Source organism: Paraburkholderia denitrificans (assembly GCF_042655705.1).
Lineage (GTDB): Bacteria > Pseudomonadota > Gammaproteobacteria > Burkholderiales > Burkholderiaceae > Paraburkholderia > Paraburkholderia denitrificans.
The window spans coordinates 1-14,229 of sequence record NZ_JBHSMP010000042.1; the positions used below are offsets into that span (position 1 = coordinate 1).

General features: G+C 61.0%; 14 protein-coding genes and 1 pseudogene. 6 read left to right on the plus strand and 9 right to left on the minus strand.

Going from position 1 to position 14,229, the window contains the following annotated elements:
- Window positions 1-531 precede the first annotated feature (531 nt).
- On the plus strand, window positions 532-735 hold the full coding sequence (locus ACFPTO_RS24035) for a cold-shock protein (protein WP_027797379.1): 204 nt from the start codon (window positions 532-534) through the stop codon (window positions 733-735).
- A 164-nt stretch (window positions 736-899) separates the two neighbouring features.
- Here ACFPTO_RS24035 and ACFPTO_RS24040 read toward each other — a convergent pair whose 3' ends face one another.
- The 3 genes from ACFPTO_RS24040 to ACFPTO_RS24050 all read right to left on the minus strand — a co-directional run bounded on the left by ACFPTO_RS24040 (window position 900) and on the right by ACFPTO_RS24050 (window position 4,379).
- Complete coding sequence (locus ACFPTO_RS24040; RefSeq protein WP_377715423.1) at window positions 900-2,162, minus strand: Hsp70 family protein; 1,263 nt, start codon at window positions 2,160-2,162, stop codon at window positions 900-902.
- Window positions 2,163-2,386: 224 nt separating this feature from the next.
- Complete coding sequence (locus ACFPTO_RS24045) at window positions 2,387-2,989, minus strand: nitroreductase family protein (RefSeq protein WP_377715425.1); 603 nt, start codon at window positions 2,987-2,989, stop codon at window positions 2,387-2,389.
- A gap of 106 nt (window positions 2,990-3,095) precedes the next feature.
- Window positions 3,096-4,379 carry an MFS transporter gene (locus ACFPTO_RS24050; protein WP_377715427.1) on the minus strand — a complete coding sequence of 428 codons (1,284 nt, stop codon included), beginning with the start codon at window positions 4,377-4,379 and terminating at the stop codon, window positions 3,096-3,098.
- Window positions 4,380-4,543: 164 nt separating this feature from the next.
- On the opposite strand from ACFPTO_RS24050, the gene ACFPTO_RS24055 reads away from it, so the two are divergent.
- On the plus strand, window positions 4,544-5,203 hold the full coding sequence (locus ACFPTO_RS24055) for a TetR/AcrR family transcriptional regulator (RefSeq protein ID WP_377715429.1): 660 nt from the start codon (window positions 4,544-4,546) through the stop codon (window positions 5,201-5,203).
- Window positions 5,204-5,362: 159 nt separating this feature from the next.
- On the plus strand, window positions 5,363-5,947 hold the full coding sequence (locus ACFPTO_RS24060) for a DUF1415 domain-containing protein (protein ID WP_377715431.1): 585 nt from the start codon (window positions 5,363-5,365) through the stop codon (window positions 5,945-5,947).
- Between the two features lie 18 nt (window positions 5,948-5,965).
- Here ACFPTO_RS24060 and ACFPTO_RS24065 read toward each other — a convergent pair whose 3' ends face one another.
- Window positions 5,966-6,832: a class I SAM-dependent methyltransferase gene (locus tag ACFPTO_RS24065; protein WP_377715434.1), complete on the minus strand. Its 867-nt coding sequence runs from the start codon at window positions 6,830-6,832 to the stop codon at window positions 5,966-5,968.
- Between the two features lie 223 nt (window positions 6,833-7,055).
- Here ACFPTO_RS24065 and ACFPTO_RS24070 point away from each other — a divergent pair, with 223 nt between their 5' ends.
- Together ACFPTO_RS24070 and ACFPTO_RS24075 are read left to right on the plus strand one after the other, a co-directional pair.
- Entirely contained in the window at window positions 7,056-7,202 is a 147-nt protein-coding gene (locus tag ACFPTO_RS24070; RefSeq protein ID WP_377715437.1) for a hypothetical protein, read from the plus strand.
- The gene (locus ACFPTO_RS24075; RefSeq protein ID WP_377715439.1) at window positions 7,199-7,519 is read left to right on the plus strand and encodes a DNA-binding protein; all 321 of its coding nucleotides are present in this window, start codon (window positions 7,199-7,201) and stop codon (window positions 7,517-7,519) included. The genes ACFPTO_RS24070 and ACFPTO_RS24075 overlap by 4 nt, the downstream gene beginning before the upstream one ends.
- Before the next feature lie 135 nt (window positions 7,520-7,654).
- Here ACFPTO_RS24075 and ACFPTO_RS24080 read toward each other — a convergent pair whose 3' ends face one another.
- Window positions 7,655-8,788 carry a methyltransferase gene (locus tag ACFPTO_RS24080; protein ID WP_377715441.1) on the minus strand — a complete coding sequence of 378 codons (1,134 nt, stop codon included), beginning with the start codon at window positions 8,786-8,788 and terminating at the stop codon, window positions 7,655-7,657.
- A gap of 758 nt (window positions 8,789-9,546) precedes the next feature.
- Between ACFPTO_RS24080 and ACFPTO_RS24085 the strand changes: the two genes are divergently transcribed.
- Window positions 9,547-9,852 carry a DUF2249 domain-containing protein gene (locus tag ACFPTO_RS24085; RefSeq protein ID WP_293040994.1) on the plus strand — a complete coding sequence of 102 codons (306 nt, stop codon included), beginning with the start codon at window positions 9,547-9,549 and terminating at the stop codon, window positions 9,850-9,852.
- Window positions 9,853-10,012: 160 nt separating this feature from the next.
- On the opposite strand, the pseudogene ACFPTO_RS24090 reads toward ACFPTO_RS24085, so the two are convergent.
- From ACFPTO_RS24090 to ACFPTO_RS24105, 4 genes and pseudogenes are all read right to left on the minus strand, one after another.
- Window positions 10,013-11,097, minus strand: a pseudogene (locus tag ACFPTO_RS24090) (IS3 family transposase); the annotation flags it as partial.
- A gap of 759 nt (window positions 11,098-11,856) precedes the next feature.
- Window positions 11,857-12,522 carry an ankyrin repeat domain-containing protein gene (locus tag ACFPTO_RS24095; RefSeq protein ID WP_377715444.1) on the minus strand — a complete coding sequence of 222 codons (666 nt, stop codon included), beginning with the start codon at window positions 12,520-12,522 and terminating at the stop codon, window positions 11,857-11,859.
- Window positions 12,523-12,711: 189 nt separating this feature from the next.
- Window positions 12,712-13,644, minus strand: a complete 933-nt coding sequence (locus tag ACFPTO_RS24100) for a Kiwa anti-phage protein KwaB-like domain-containing protein (protein ID WP_377715446.1) — start codon at window positions 13,642-13,644, stop codon at window positions 12,712-12,714.
- The gene (locus ACFPTO_RS24105) at window positions 13,641-14,228 is read right to left on the minus strand and encodes a hypothetical protein (protein ID WP_076891596.1); all 588 of its coding nucleotides are present in this window, start codon (window positions 14,226-14,228) and stop codon (window positions 13,641-13,643) included. Before ACFPTO_RS24105 ends, ACFPTO_RS24100 begins: the two co-directional genes overlap by 4 nt.
- Window position 14,229: the final 1 nt, after the last annotated feature.

Below are 14,229 nucleotides of genomic sequence, written 5' to 3' on the forward strand. Positions count from 1 at the left end.
CAGCCAGCCCGAGCCGATAATCGACCCAAGACCGGTAAACATCAGCGCAAACGGGCCGATATGCCGTTGAATAGAACTTTTCACACGTTCTCCTCTATCTCCAAGAACGGTTCGACGCCGATAACCCCGTCGGTATATAAGGCAGGCGGGTTTTCACAGCAGTCGCAACCTCGTGCGTACCTTCACGATTGCACCCGTAAGTGCAACCTCTACGCGGCGCGTAGTTTAACCGGTTGCACCGTTCAGTGCCGCCAAAATAATCTTGTCAAGTACGAAATAATCATTACGAAAGCAAGATTCGTAAGAATTTGATACGACCCTAACGTTAAAAAAAAACGTTTTCGTTTCCCGTTCCCCAGTTGACCTTCACGCGAATTCGCCGTATAAAGTTCGAGCAGGATTTCAAGTGGCGAGTGTGAAGTGGTCTTTCGTAGTTCGCCCATCAACGGTACTCCGGTTGGTCCCATACCCCTTCCTTGATTTTCGTGCACCTCTCGGGCTTCGGCCTCAATTCATTTTTAGGAAAGTAATATGGAAACCGGTACCGTCAAGTGGTTCAATGACGCAAAGGGCTTTGGCTTCATCACGCCGGACGGCGGCGGCGAAGATCTGTTCGCGCACTTCTCGGAAATCAAGGTCGACGGCTTCAAGACCCTGCAAGAAAACCAGAAGGTCCAATTCGAAGTTCGCACCGGCCCGAAGGGCAAGCAAGCTGCGAACATCAAGCCGGTCTAAGCTCATGGCTCACGAGGATCGCTGGAACGCGGTCCTGTCAGGCTAGCTTACCGAAAAACCCCACGCTTCTTCCTGAAGGTGGGGTTTTTTCATTTCTGCCGCTTTCCTGCCGCTTTCCTGCCGCTCATGAGGCCGCGTCGGACTGGCCCGCAGACGCGCCCGCTTCAGCCGAACAGACGCTGGGCGTGAATGCCGAGGCCCGTCGCCACGCTCGCCAGCCTGTCGCCGAACACCGGTTGCGCCTGCGGAAACGCCTCCGACAGCGCCTCGGTCAAGAACAGCAAACCGGTCGAGCCGCCCGTGAAATACAGTGCGCCGACCTCGGCGGGCGCGACGCCCGCGGCCTGCACCGTATCGCGCGCGGCCTGCGCGATGCGGCGCGTTTCCTCACGGCCCGCCTCGATCAGTTGCGCGTCGCAGAAGGCAAGACGCAGATCGGCCTCCACCGCCTCCAGATCGATCATCGTCTCCCCGCCAGCCGAAACGCCGATCTTCGCCTCCTCGGCCCGCGCCGCCAGCGCATGTCCGAGACGCTGCTCGATCACGCGGATCAGCCGGTCGTGGTGCCGCACGTCGCCGTACAGGTGGCGCATCAGTTTCAGTTCGGCCGTGCGCTTCGGCGTGTAGATCGTGTTGATCAGATGCCAGGTCGCGAGATCGAAGTAGACCCGGTTCGGGATTTCGCGGCCGTCCGGATCGAGCGTCTGGTAGCCGAGTTCGGGCAGGATCGTCGAGAGTTCCACGCGGCGGTCGAAGTCGGTACCCGCGACGTGAACGCCGTGGTGCGCGAGCACGTCGTCCTTGCGTTCGAGGCGCTGCATGCGCTGCGGGCCGACGCGCACGAGCGAAAAGTCCGAGGTGCCGCCGCCGATATCGGCCACGAGCACGAGTCCCTCTTGCGTGAGGCGCGATTCGTAGTCGAATGCGGCCGCAATGGGCTCGTACTGGAACTGGATGTCACGAAACCCCACGGCACGCGCGGCGGCTTCGAGCTGTTCCTCGGCGAGGCGGTCGGCGCGCGCGTCGTCGTCGACGAAGAACACCGGGCGGCCGAGCACCGCACGCGTAATCGGCGCGCCTGCGCAAGCTTCGGCACTGCGCTTCAGGTGCTCGATGAAGATCGCGATGATTTCGGTGTAGCGGATTGCGCTGCCATCGCCGAGATCGGTCGTGCTGGTCGCAAGCGGCGAGCCGAGGATGCTCTTCATTGAGCGCATGAGGCGCCCGTCGAAACCGTCGATGTAGGAGGCCAGCGCCGCGCGGCCGAACTCGCGGGTGTGCTCGTCGGCGTTGAAGAACACCGTGGTCGGCAAGGTGGTGTGCTCGCCCTCCACGGGCGCGAGCCGCATCGCGCCGCCAGCCGGGGCCACGGGCAGCGCCACGGCCGAATTGGAGGTTCCGAAGTCGATCGCGCAGAACGTGGTCATGGCAGATGGGCGCCACGCAGAGCGCGCGCAAGTATGGACGGGGAGGACGGGCTTTGTATCACAGAAGTCCGGCGCGCGGCAATCGCAGCACATCGACGCGCCAGCGCCGGGAAAACGCGCGGCCACGCCGCGCGTTTAATGGGTGCTTATGGGGATTTATTGGGGGGTTTATCGGGATTTTATGGGTAGTGCAAAGCCCTGCCGCGCGTCGTGCCGGATGCCGGTCACGCCTTGAAGGGCTGCTTCCACGCATTCGCGTAGGCCACGTCGCCCACCGCCGAGCGCGTGCGCTCCGCCTTTTCGCGATCGCGCAGCACCGGATCCAGTTTGTCGACGTCGCCGTAATGGCCGATCGAGATGATCGCAAGCGGTTCCACGTCATTCGGCAGCGCGAACTCCTTGCGGAACGCGTTGACGTCGAAACCGCTCATCTGGTGCGCCGCGAGGCCGAGCGCGTGCGCCTGCAGTACCAGCGACATCGCCGCCGCGCCCGCGTCGTATTGCGCCGTGCGGTTCACTTCGCCCTTTGCGTTGAGCGTGAGCGCCGTCACGGCGATCAGCACCGGCGCGGGCGCATTCCAGTTCTGGTTGAACGGCACGAGCGTCGCGAACGCGCGCTTGAAAGCCACTTCGTCAGCCGTGCGGTCGAACACGATGAAGCGCCACGGTTGCAGGTTGTAGCCCGACGGCGCCCAGCGCGCTGCCTCGATGACCGCCTGCAGCGCCTCGCGGCTCACGGGTGCGCTCGAATACGCGCGCGGGCTCCAGCGCCCTGCGATCAGTTCGTGGATGGGCACGGCTGTCTGTGCGGTTTTTTGCTTCGTCATGCCTTGTCTGTCCTCGGTGTGTGAGGGCGGCTCGCCCGGAACACATAAGAATAACCGCGCGGCGTGAAACCCGCTCGATGTATATCAGCAGCTCGAACGCCCGCGCTTATGCGGTTTGCACAGCAACGGTGCGCTCGCCGCGGTTGATCCGCAAAACGAGGAACGAAGCGACGAGGCACAGCCCGCCGGAGATCATCGACGCAACCGTGTAAGTGCCGACGCTCGAGCGCAGCAGCCCCGCACCGTAGGCCGCGAACGCCGCGCCGAGCTGATGCCCGGCCACCACCCAGCCGAAGATCACCGGCGCGCGCTCCTTGCCGTAGACATCGGTGGCGAGACGCACCGTCGGCGGCACGGTCGCGATCCAGTCGAGTCCGTAGAACACGGCGAAAATCGGCAGGCCGAAGAATTCGATTCCGAACGCGTGCGGCAGATAGATCAGCGAAAGCCCACGCAAGCCGTAGTACCAGCAGAGCAGCCAGCGGCTGTTGAAGCGGTCCGAAAGCCAGCCCGAAAGCGTCGTGCCGAAGAGATCGAAGATGCCCATCGTCGCGAGCAACGACGCGCCCTGCACCTCGGTCATGCCGTAGTCGCCGCACATGGCGATGAGGTGCGTGCCGACGTAGCCGTTCGTGCTCGCGCCGCAAATAAAGAAACTGAAAAACAGCAGCCAGAAGTCGCGCGTGCGGCTCGCCGACGTAAGCGCGCCCAGCGCGATCTTCAGCGGATTTTCCTGCGGCTGCGGCGGCGCAACCGGCATGTCGTGCCCTTCGCCGTAGGGGCGCAGGTTCAGGTCGGCGGGCCGCTCGGGCAACAGCAGCGCAACGAGCGGAATCACCACCGCCGCGGCCACGGCAACCACCAGCACGACCGGCTGCCAGCCGTATTTCTGCGCAATCGCCGCGAGGAACGGCAGGAACACGAGCTGCCCCGTGGCCGAGCTTGCGGTGAGGATGCCCATCGCGAGGCCGCGATGCGTCGTGAACCAGCGCGTCACCACGGTTGCAGACAGCGCCAGCGCCGCGACGCCCGTCGCACCGCCCACCATCACGCCCCAGATCAGCACCATCTGCCACGGGTGCGTCATCATCGACGACAACGCCACGCCGCCGCCCATCGTGGCGAGCGCCGCGAGCAGCGTCGGACGCATGCCGAAACGCTGCATCGCGGCGGCAGCGAACGGCCCCATCAGCCCGTAGAGCGCGATGTTCACCGAAATCGCGAGCGAGATCGTCGCGCGGCTCCAGCCAAACTGGTGTTCGAGCGGCACCATCATCACGCTCGGCGTCGCGCGCGTGCCGGCCGCCGCCAGCAGCACCAGAAACACCACCGCCACGACGAGCCATCCGTAATGAAAACGCTCGCCGACCCACCTCGCTGCCCAGTTCATTCGCGCTCCTGTCGCTCCTCGCGGAGCCGCGTCCTGCCTGATTTCGTCTGCCTTGCTTCTTCACGCTGCGCCGCCGGTTTGTTACCGATCGGTCACAAGTGCGTGTTGCGATACTAGTTACCGCTCGGTAACATGTCAAGCAGCTCCCTTTTGTCGAGAATGTCATGGCCGACCTCGAACCGACCGCCAGCGCCCGCCGCACGGGCAAACCGCGTACGCAGACGGCGGGCGCGCGCGCGCATGAGCATCTGCTCGATGCAGCGGGCGAACTGTTCTACTGGGAAGGTGTGCGCGCCGTAGGCATCGAAGCCGTCGTGGAGCGCGCGGGGCTCAACAAGATGAGCCTGTACCGGCAGTTCTCGTCGAAAGACGATCTGGTGGTTGCGTACCTGAAGCGTTGCGACGATCGATTCTTCGAGCGCTTCGAATCGAACCTCGCCAAATATCCCGGCGAGCCGGTCAAGCAATTGATCCACTATTTCGAAGACCTGTCGCAGCGTGCGTCTGTGCCTCACTACCGAGGCTGCCCGTTCGTCAACGTTGCGGCGGAATTTCCGGATGCGTCGCATCCGGCGCGGCTCGCGGTCGCCGACAACAAATCGAAGCTGATCGCGCGGCTCACCACGCTGGCCACCGAGGCGCAGGCGACGAATCCCGCCGCGCTCGCCAACGCGTTGGCGCTTCTGATCGAAGGGGTCTACGCGGCGAGCCAGACTTACGGCCCCGGTTGCGGCCCGATCCTCGCCGCGCCGCACACCGCAAAGCTGCTGATTGAAGCGATGTGCCCGGCGCCGGGTGCGGCGGCGCGGCCTGACGAAACGTAGAAGCCGCGCGCTCGCAGAGGGACCGCCTCACGCGAGGTCCACCGTGCAGGCCTGCTGTGTAAGCCCATCGTGCAAGCCCACCGCGCAGGCCTGTCGTGCAAGCTCACCCGTGCAGGCCTGTCGTGCAAGTCCACCGCGCAGGCCCGGTAGAATCACGCCATGAACGCTATCGCCGCCCAACCCTCCGACGCCAACGCCGCCCACGCGGAGATCCTCGCCGCAACCCGCCACTGGCTCACGCGCGCGGTGATCGGCCTGAACCTGTGTCCGTTCGCGAAGAGCGTGCAGGTGAAGCAGCAGATCCGCTACGCGATCAGCGAGGCGACCGATCTGGAGGGCGTTCTCACCGATCTCGAAGTGGAGCTGAAGACGCTCGATGCGGCCGATCCCGAGCAACTCGACACGACGCTGCTGATCCTGCCGCACGCGCTCGCCGATTTCGCCGACTTCAACGACGCGACCTGGTTCGCGGATCGCCTGCTCGAACAGTTACGCCTCGAAGGCACGCTGCAGATCGCAAGTTTTCATCCGCAGTATCAGTTCGCGGGCACCGCGCCCGACGACATCGAGAACTATACGAACCGCGCGCCCTACCCGATCCTGCATCTGCTTCGCGAAGCCAGCATCGAGCGCGCGGTGGAGGCGTTCCCCGATGCCGCCGACATCTACGAGCGCAACATGGAGACGCTGCGCCGCCTCGGGCTTCAAGGCTGGCGCGACTGGATGAGCCGGGACGGCGAATAGAAAGGATCCGGCGCGGGATCAGGCTCCGGTTTCGGCAACGCTCGCGGTTGCCGCGCCTTCGTCGATGAAGAAGCGCTCCTTCAGGTCGGCCAGGCCGAAGGTGTCGAGGATTTCCGTAAGCCGTTCGGCGGGCCGCCGCCGCGGCAGATTCTTGTACTGGGCGATGATCAGTTCGTTCTTCATCGAGTGTTCCCAGCCCACCAGTTCCGTCACGCTCACCTGATAGCCGTGCGCCTCCAGTTGCAGGCAGCGCAGCACGTTCGTGATCTGACTGCCGAACTCGCGCGTATGCAACGGATGTCGCCAGATCTCGGTGAGCGCCTCGCCAAGCGACTTGCCCTTGTTCCGCCGCAGCACGCCCGCCACCTCAGCCTGACAGCAGGGCACGACGACGATATAGCGTGCGTGTTTTTTCAGCGCGAAGCGCAGCGCGTCGTCGGTCGCCGTATCGCACGCGTGCAGCGCAGTCACGATATCGACGGTGGACGGCAGCGCAGTCGACGCAATCGAATCCGCGACAGAGAGGTTCAGAAACGACATGCCCCCGAAGCCGAGCCGCTGCGCCAGATCGCGCGAGCGCTGCACGAGTTCGTCGCGCGTTTCAATGCCGAAAATGTGTGACCCGTCGAGCAGTTCCTTGAAAAACAGGTCATAGAGAATAAAACCCAGATAGGACTTGCCCGCGCCGTGGTCGACGAGCGTGACGTCATGCCCGTCCTGCTTCAGGTCTTTGAGAAGGGGCTCGATGAACTGGAACAGGTGATAGACCTGCTTGAGCTTGCGACGGCTATCCTGGTTCATCTTGCCGTCGCGCGTCAGGATGTGAAGCTCCTTGAGGAGTTCGATCGACTGGTTCGGGCGAATTTCGTAAGTCTTGCTGGACATCGGGTCAGGCACAGGTAGTGAGTCATTTACCGCGAAACGTGCGACAGATGACGGAAGGAGTAGGGTTGGCCTGTCATTTTACGGAAAAAACGTGGGCAGGCTGTCAATTGGCCCGCGACGTACGAAATGCGAATCTGCGTTCGGGCGGCAGGAAGGGGTTGATTACACGGCACGGCGGACATCGACCCTCCATGTCAACAAAGAACCAGTAGCAGCACCTGTAGTGAGCGCGACTGGACGGCAACGGGCCGGGCAGCGCGTGCGGGAGGTCATTCCGGCAATGACCGGCGTCGACAGGACAGGCACGTCGCAGTTCACCGAACGCAACATGCGCCCGGCGCTGTACGTCCTTGCATGGGGCACGCAATGAATACGATACCCGACGGAAACGCCGAACAGAAATTTCAGGAACTGCTCACGAAGCTGGTCACGCTTCCGGAGTGGACGGAAAAGCAGCAACTTGAACTCGAGATGGCGCGCGACATCTCGGTACAGATGCTGCATATCGCCGAAGTCATGCGTGACGGCACCGCCGATCTCGAGACCTGCCTGATCCTGCTGAAGTATGCAAAGGTTCTCGACTTCGTGATGTCGTCGCTTGCAACACACCGCGATATCAAGCCACAAACGTTGCGCGTGATTTTCAAGCTCGCGGGCCTGACGGTCGACGAGGCCTATCCGGGCTGATGCGCTTATGAGCATCGCGCGCAGGACGGTGCAGATGCCGCAGCCCCAAACCCGCGCACCGGCTCACCGGACAGGCCGCTTTTTCCGCGGCGCCTGGCCGCGCGCGCAATCAGCACCGCCTCGCCTCACCTCGCCTCACGCGCCGCGAACCTTCAGACGCCATAGCGATGTCACTTCCTTCGCGCGCGCTTCGTATAGCGGATCGGTTCGGTCCGTTGCCTTCGGATGACGCGCGCGGATATCCTCGCGGCCAACCACTTCCAGCCCCGCATTGACGATCATCTCCATAAGCGCCTCGCGCGTGCGCAGGCCAAGATGCTCTGCGAAGTCGGAGAGGATCAGCCAGCCTTCGCCGCCTGGCTCCAGGTGATCCTTCAATCCGGCCAGGAAGCCGCGCAACATGCGGCTCTCGGGATCGAACACCGCGTATTCGATCGGCGACGCGGGCCGCGCAGGCACCCACGGCGGATTGCAAACGACGAGCGGCGCACGCCCGGCCGGAAACAGATCCGCTTCCACCACCTCGACGTGCCCGCTGTAACCGAGCCGCGTGAGATTCTCCCGGGCGCAGGCGAGCGCGCGCGGGTCCTGATCGGTCGCAACAATCTGCCTCACGCCGCGCGCCGCCAGCACCGCCGCGAGCACGCCGGTGCCGGTGCCGATATCGAATGCCTTGTCGAGCGACGGCAGCGCCACGCGCGCAACCAGATCGACGTACTCGCCGCGCACCGGCGAAAACACGCCGTAGTACGGGTGAATGCGCGCATGATCGAGCGCCGGGATTTCGACACCCTTCTTTCGCCACTCGTGTGCACCGATCAGTCCGAGCAATTCGCGCAGCGACACTGCGGACGCCTCGCCCGTCGCGGGTCCCCACGCCTCCTCGCAGGCGAGCTTCACGTCGGGCGCGCGGCGCAGGGAAATCGTGTAGTCGCCTTCCAGCGGAATCAGCACCATGCCCAGCGTGCGCGCGCGTTGCGACTGCGCCTGGCGGTGCAGATTGAACGCATCGAGCAGCGAGTCCGGCGCCTTGCGCGGCTTGCGATCGGCGCGGCGGGCGAGCGCCTGCAACAACTGGCGCGCGTTCTGGTAGTCGCCGCGCCACAGCAGCGCCGTGCCTTCGCAGGCGAGCCGGTAGGCGGCGTCGGCGCTCGTGCGGTCGTCGGCGAGGACAACACGCTTGGGCGGTGCAACGCCAGCCTCCGAACGCCAGCGGACACTGCGAGGGCCGTCCGTGTCGGGCCAGGTGAGAGTGGGAAAGTCGGTCATAGGCAATAGGTAGCAAGCGATACGGCAAGAGCGGCGCCATCATATAGCAGAGCAGGAAGGCATGTTCCGCCCCCCCGCTTGCCATGATCATCGTCCACCTGCGCGCTGGCGTCGACTCGTCCGAAAGTCATAGGACCCGTATCGGCATTGCGGGCATGTCGCAGCGCACGAAAACGCGCTGTAGCACTCTCAAGACCAGACACGGCGAGACAATCGATCAGCGATACGAATCAATTGCGCCCGCAAGCAATCGATCCGGCAAACGCCCGGAACGGACAAAACGGACCAAATGGACCAAACGGACAAGCGAGCGAAAAGCAAAAAGGGTTGCAACCGAAACGCTGCAACCCTGTCTGTCGCGGTCAGGTGAGTTTGCGTGGCGCGTGGTGAGCGGTGAAGCTGCTGCAATCGTGCCGGAATAGCTCGCGATCCTGAGCGCGCCGATGAGCGGAGGCGACCTGAAATGCCCATATCGCGCATGCGGATTACCGGACTCGAATCCGGCGTTTGAACCGCAGACATTTTGACGCAGATTAATAAACCATTCACTATCGCGCGAATGCAAGCGCCTGCGCCTGAACCAATAAATCATTAACATTCAAATACTTAGCGAAAACACGTGAAAACAACGCAGAGCCGCGGGGTCTTTACCTGCGCCACAGCGGCGAGGCGTAGAATTCGCAACTTCAGGCAATCTGCGTGCGGCGTTACATGCCGGTGTGCACGATCCCCCTAATCTGGCTTTAAAGGAAGTTCACATGACCGAAACCGGCACTCACGTTTATCAGTTCGACGCACGCGGTCTCTCGAAGCGCCTGCGCCACGCATCCATCTTCGCCGCCCTCGAATCGCTCGATCACGGCGAAACGATGCGCTTCGTCAACGACCATGACCCGCTGCCGCTGCTGCAACAGATCCAGCAGCGCTATGGCAATCAGGTGCAGGTCAATTACGTCCAGCGCGCCGCAGAAGGCGTTGTCATCGACATGCTGATCTCCATCCCCGGCGCCGAAACGGCAGCCCCGGCGCGTACGAGCTGCTGCGGCGGCGGTTGCGGCGGCTAAGCTGGCAGGAACGCAGTCAGGCAGCGCGCGATTTCGCGAGGCGGTAGCCAGACTGTGAAGGCTGTGAAGAGCACCCCAAAAGCTGGACATCGATCCAGTCTTTGGGGTGTTTTTTTGAACCGATCCGGTTTTCTGGACAGGCTGCAGTGTTAGTGTTCGGCCTTTTATGAGTCTTCGGCCGCAGGCTGTGCTGCCGGGCGAATTCGCCCGGTGTCAAATCATTGATAGCCCGGTGAGGCCGAGTCTCATTGTAGTCCCGGTGCCAGGCTTCAATCCCGCGTTTCGCCTCTCCCACCGATTCAAACCAGTGCAAGTTCAGGCATTCGTCTCTGAATGAGCCATTGAACGTCTCGATGAAGCTGTTATCCGTTGGCTTGCCTGGCCGGCTGAAGTCGATCCGCACCTTGTAGTGGTACGCCCACATGTCCAGCACACGACCGGAGAATTCACTGCCGTTATCGGCAAACAAGAAGCGTGGCGCCCGGCGCTGTGCCACCAACCGGTTCAGCACCGAGACAACATCCTCGGTGTGCAGGCGCTTGCCCACTTCGATGGCAAGCGCTTCACGGCTGAAGACGTCAACCACCGTGAGCGCGCGTAGACGGGTGCCATCGGCTAATTGGTCGGCGACGAAGTCCAGGCTCCACACCTCGTTTGGACACTTGGGCACACAGCGCTCACGGCGCGAAACCACCATCTTGCGTCGCTTGGGTCCCTTTGAGCGCAATTGCAGCTGCTCTTCGGCATAGAGCCGATAGACCCGCTTGCGGCGAATGCGCCAGCCTTCGCGCTTGAGCAGCACGTGGACGCGCCGATAGCCATAGCGCACGCGAATCTGGGCGATCTCCCGCATACGCTGGCGTAGCACCGTCTGCGGATCTTTGATGCTGCGATAGTAAAAGGTGCTGCGCGCCTGCTGGACCAGTCGGCACGCCCGCTGCGTGCAGAAGCCGTAATGCTCCACGATGTGGGCCACGGCTTGCCTCTTCAGCGCGGGCGGGGCCACTTTTTTGTGGCGATATCCTGCAGGATTGCCTTATCCAGGCTGAGTTCTGCGACGAGCTTCTTGAGTCGAGCATTCTCGTCCTGGAGTTGCTTCAATTCGCGGACCTGATTCGATTCCAGGCCCGCGTACTGCTTCTTCCAGCGGTAAGACGTCTGCTCGGAAATGCCCAGCTGCCGAATCAGGTCTGCCACCGGCATCCCCAACTCGGCCTGCTTGATCGCCGCCACGATCTGCTCCACCGAGTATTACTTGCGTTTCATCGCCAACCTCCCGTTCCTATTGGGAAAATTGCTCCGAAACACTAACACTCATTTCTGTCCAGAATTTCTACAGCAGATCAAGTCCGTCATTGAACTGATGCCGGACACGCTCCCGGTACGCATACAGACAGGACTGCGATACGTCGAATACCGCGCACCTCAGTTCGACTGATTCGCTTGGCGCAGATCTGATCGATTACTTCGTACGTTCGATGCCTTGCGCTGGAGGGAATAAAAAAACCCCGCAGAATCAGGGACTCTTGCGGGGTTTCTGGACAACCGCGGAGGTTGTCGCGGGGTTGTCAGACAGGTATTTGGTGCGGCTGCAGGAATGGAAATCATCAGACACGTCCTTGATGCGCAAGGCTTTTCAAAATTTTCCGACTCTTCCGTGCCCCCAAATGTGCCCCCAATTCGCAGGAACACTTCGGTTCGATTACCCACCCGCCTTCAACGCTCCAGTGGAATCAAGCGCGACTCACGGCAAGACCCGACTATTGGACGCAATAATACCGTATCAGGCGGCGCTGGACGAACGAACTCACACGCTCTTCCTGCGTCCACCATTTCGATTGCCCGCAAGGCGCTCGTCGTTGGCGAAAAGACCGGGCACCGCGTCGTTACACTGTCGACGAAAACGCAGCAGTCAGCAGTGCGACCGTCCCCACGATTGACCTGAACGTGTCCAGGGCCAATGACGCGGCCCAATCTTGAACAACAGGGGTTTTGGCCACAAGGTCAAGCAGACTCGATCGATCGGTGCTGCAACATAAGCACGCCCTTCGACGAGAAGTGGTGCAGGTATAACCGATGGAACTCCACCTTTGCTGCAGCCTCCACCATGGCTTGCTCAAGAAACCGTACAACTTCATCGTTCGCACCACTCAGACTCGAGCTTGCGTCGATATTGGCGTGACCAAGCGCCGTCAGGTCTCGGTTGCCCTGCGCGAAGACATCGGCGCCGCCCTCGATCAATCGCTTTAATATCTGCAGATTCCCCCGGTTTGCGCCGAAGAGGCCGGCCCCTCTTGCCGCACGCATCAGCGGTGTAAGGCCATCGTTGTCCGCGATATTGATGGAAGGCTCCAACAATGCAATGAGTTTGTGCTGCCATCTCCCGCCCCGCGCATGGATCGCTGTCAACAGTGCGGTGCGCCCGATGGAATTCCGATGCTCGATCGACGCCCCCTGTTCTATCAGCCATGCGCAGACTTCTAACTGCTGGCCTGTGGCAGCGGGAAACAATAGCGTCTCTCCTTCTTCGAAGACATGCCTCGGCTCAACGCCCTCGATATCACAAAGGCGTTGGACTTCGTAGATGTCGCCTTTCCTAACTGCTACGGACAGCTTCTGAAAGGCCGTCGGCGGCGAAGACAGGGGCCCCGAAAAGTGAAATTCGATCATGGATATGTCAGCATGCTCAATCGGCGTTACGGACCATAACGGCTACGTGGATCGCTTCGATACATTTTCGTTCGGGCCGTCATCCGTGCCTGCCGATTTCGGCGTTCCTCTTCCCACGTCCCACCTTAACGCACGTTCGCGACGGATTTTCAAAAGGGCTCTCAGCACCAGATCTTCCTGTAGTCGAAATTACTGCCCCACAGGCGTAGTTGACGGTACGTCGTACTGGTTGTCGGAGAGTTCCGAACGCAGACGATGATCCAGCAGAACATGCAGGATATCGCTCATTTTTTCCGGTGTGCCGACGATCCGCCCCTGATCGTCGAACTGGATGCCCCATTCTCGAAGTGCATTGATCTCGCGAAGACGAGCCATATAGCTGGGGTTATTATAGTAGCCGCGAGCCTTGATCACGGCCATTCGGCGCAAGTGCGTAGCGTTCCTGCCAATGAAGGTATCAAAAACGGCGAAATCCGCAATAGCAGCTGAGAATCCGGGCTCCTGCTTCAGGGCTGCGTACGCTTCCTCGTAGGTGTCCTTGTGATTCAAAAGCGACTCAAAGGCGGGCTTGCTGACCATGAGTACGTTTTCGCCCACCACAAAGAAATCAAAGCTCCGCGAAATGCTGAATGACGGGCTATCAATGATGTCGAGCCCCGCATCAGTGAAGAAGATATTCACCATCCCCTTCTTTTTCCGCGTTGCCCAGTCTGCGCTTGCTTTCTTGACGCAGTAAATCACCGACTCACCATGGCGCAGTCGAAGTACATACCCAGCAGCATTGTTCAGTTGCTTCACGTTCTTCACCAAGCATTCCTCCAAGGGCTGGTCAATCAGGCCTTGGAGACTGGGGAACAGAGTGCCGTCGCGGGAGATGCCAAGAAAACCACCCTCACTTGGCTGACTGAGCAAGTTGTACACCTCCGCGATCGTATGGCTGGCTTGGTAACTCCTCGCCAGCTCTTTGAGCTGATCCCTCAAGGCATCCCCCATCACAACGGACACTGCCGTGAAGGGGTTCATCTGACCGGTCGCAGGCCGTTTCTTGAACACCCACAGCGATGCTGTTGCCTGAGCGACGTCAAAGGCCCCGAAGGATTGCAGATCTTGCGCAATAGTCATTTCTCTCCCCGATGCAATACGTAAATTCCATGTACCAAGCAAGACTCAAGGTGATCGCCCGACTTGACCGGCTCCTTCGATAGCGCCTTCACGCAGCGCTTGTGGCCCTCGGTCACAATGTTGAGTTCGTACAACTGCCAGCCAGCGACCAACAAGAACGGGTTCATCAAAATCTGTCCTGACCGATAAGTGATGACGAACATCAGCAGGATGAAGAGCAGAAAGCCGAAGAATTTCCCTTCAACACCCAGATCCAGTCCCATGAAGGAAACGACGTAGGGAAACACATAGTTGATGAGGTCATTTGGAATCGACTTCGAGTCAATGACCTCCAGGCTTGAATAGCCTGTCAGGTTCCTCATCAGAACCATGAAAATGACGAGACTCACGGCAGAAATGCCGAGCAGGCCAAGTGCCCGCCCGGGATTCGCAAGCTCCGGGAGATAGCAGGCGGACATCTCGGCAATCCTACACATAGGCGCCTGCCAAGATGACTCTTTGATATCTTGTATCAGCAAAATCAAGCTCAACGGAAAGTAAGAACCGAGGAACAAGATCAGTGCGGGAAAAAGGCGCATTTGCATT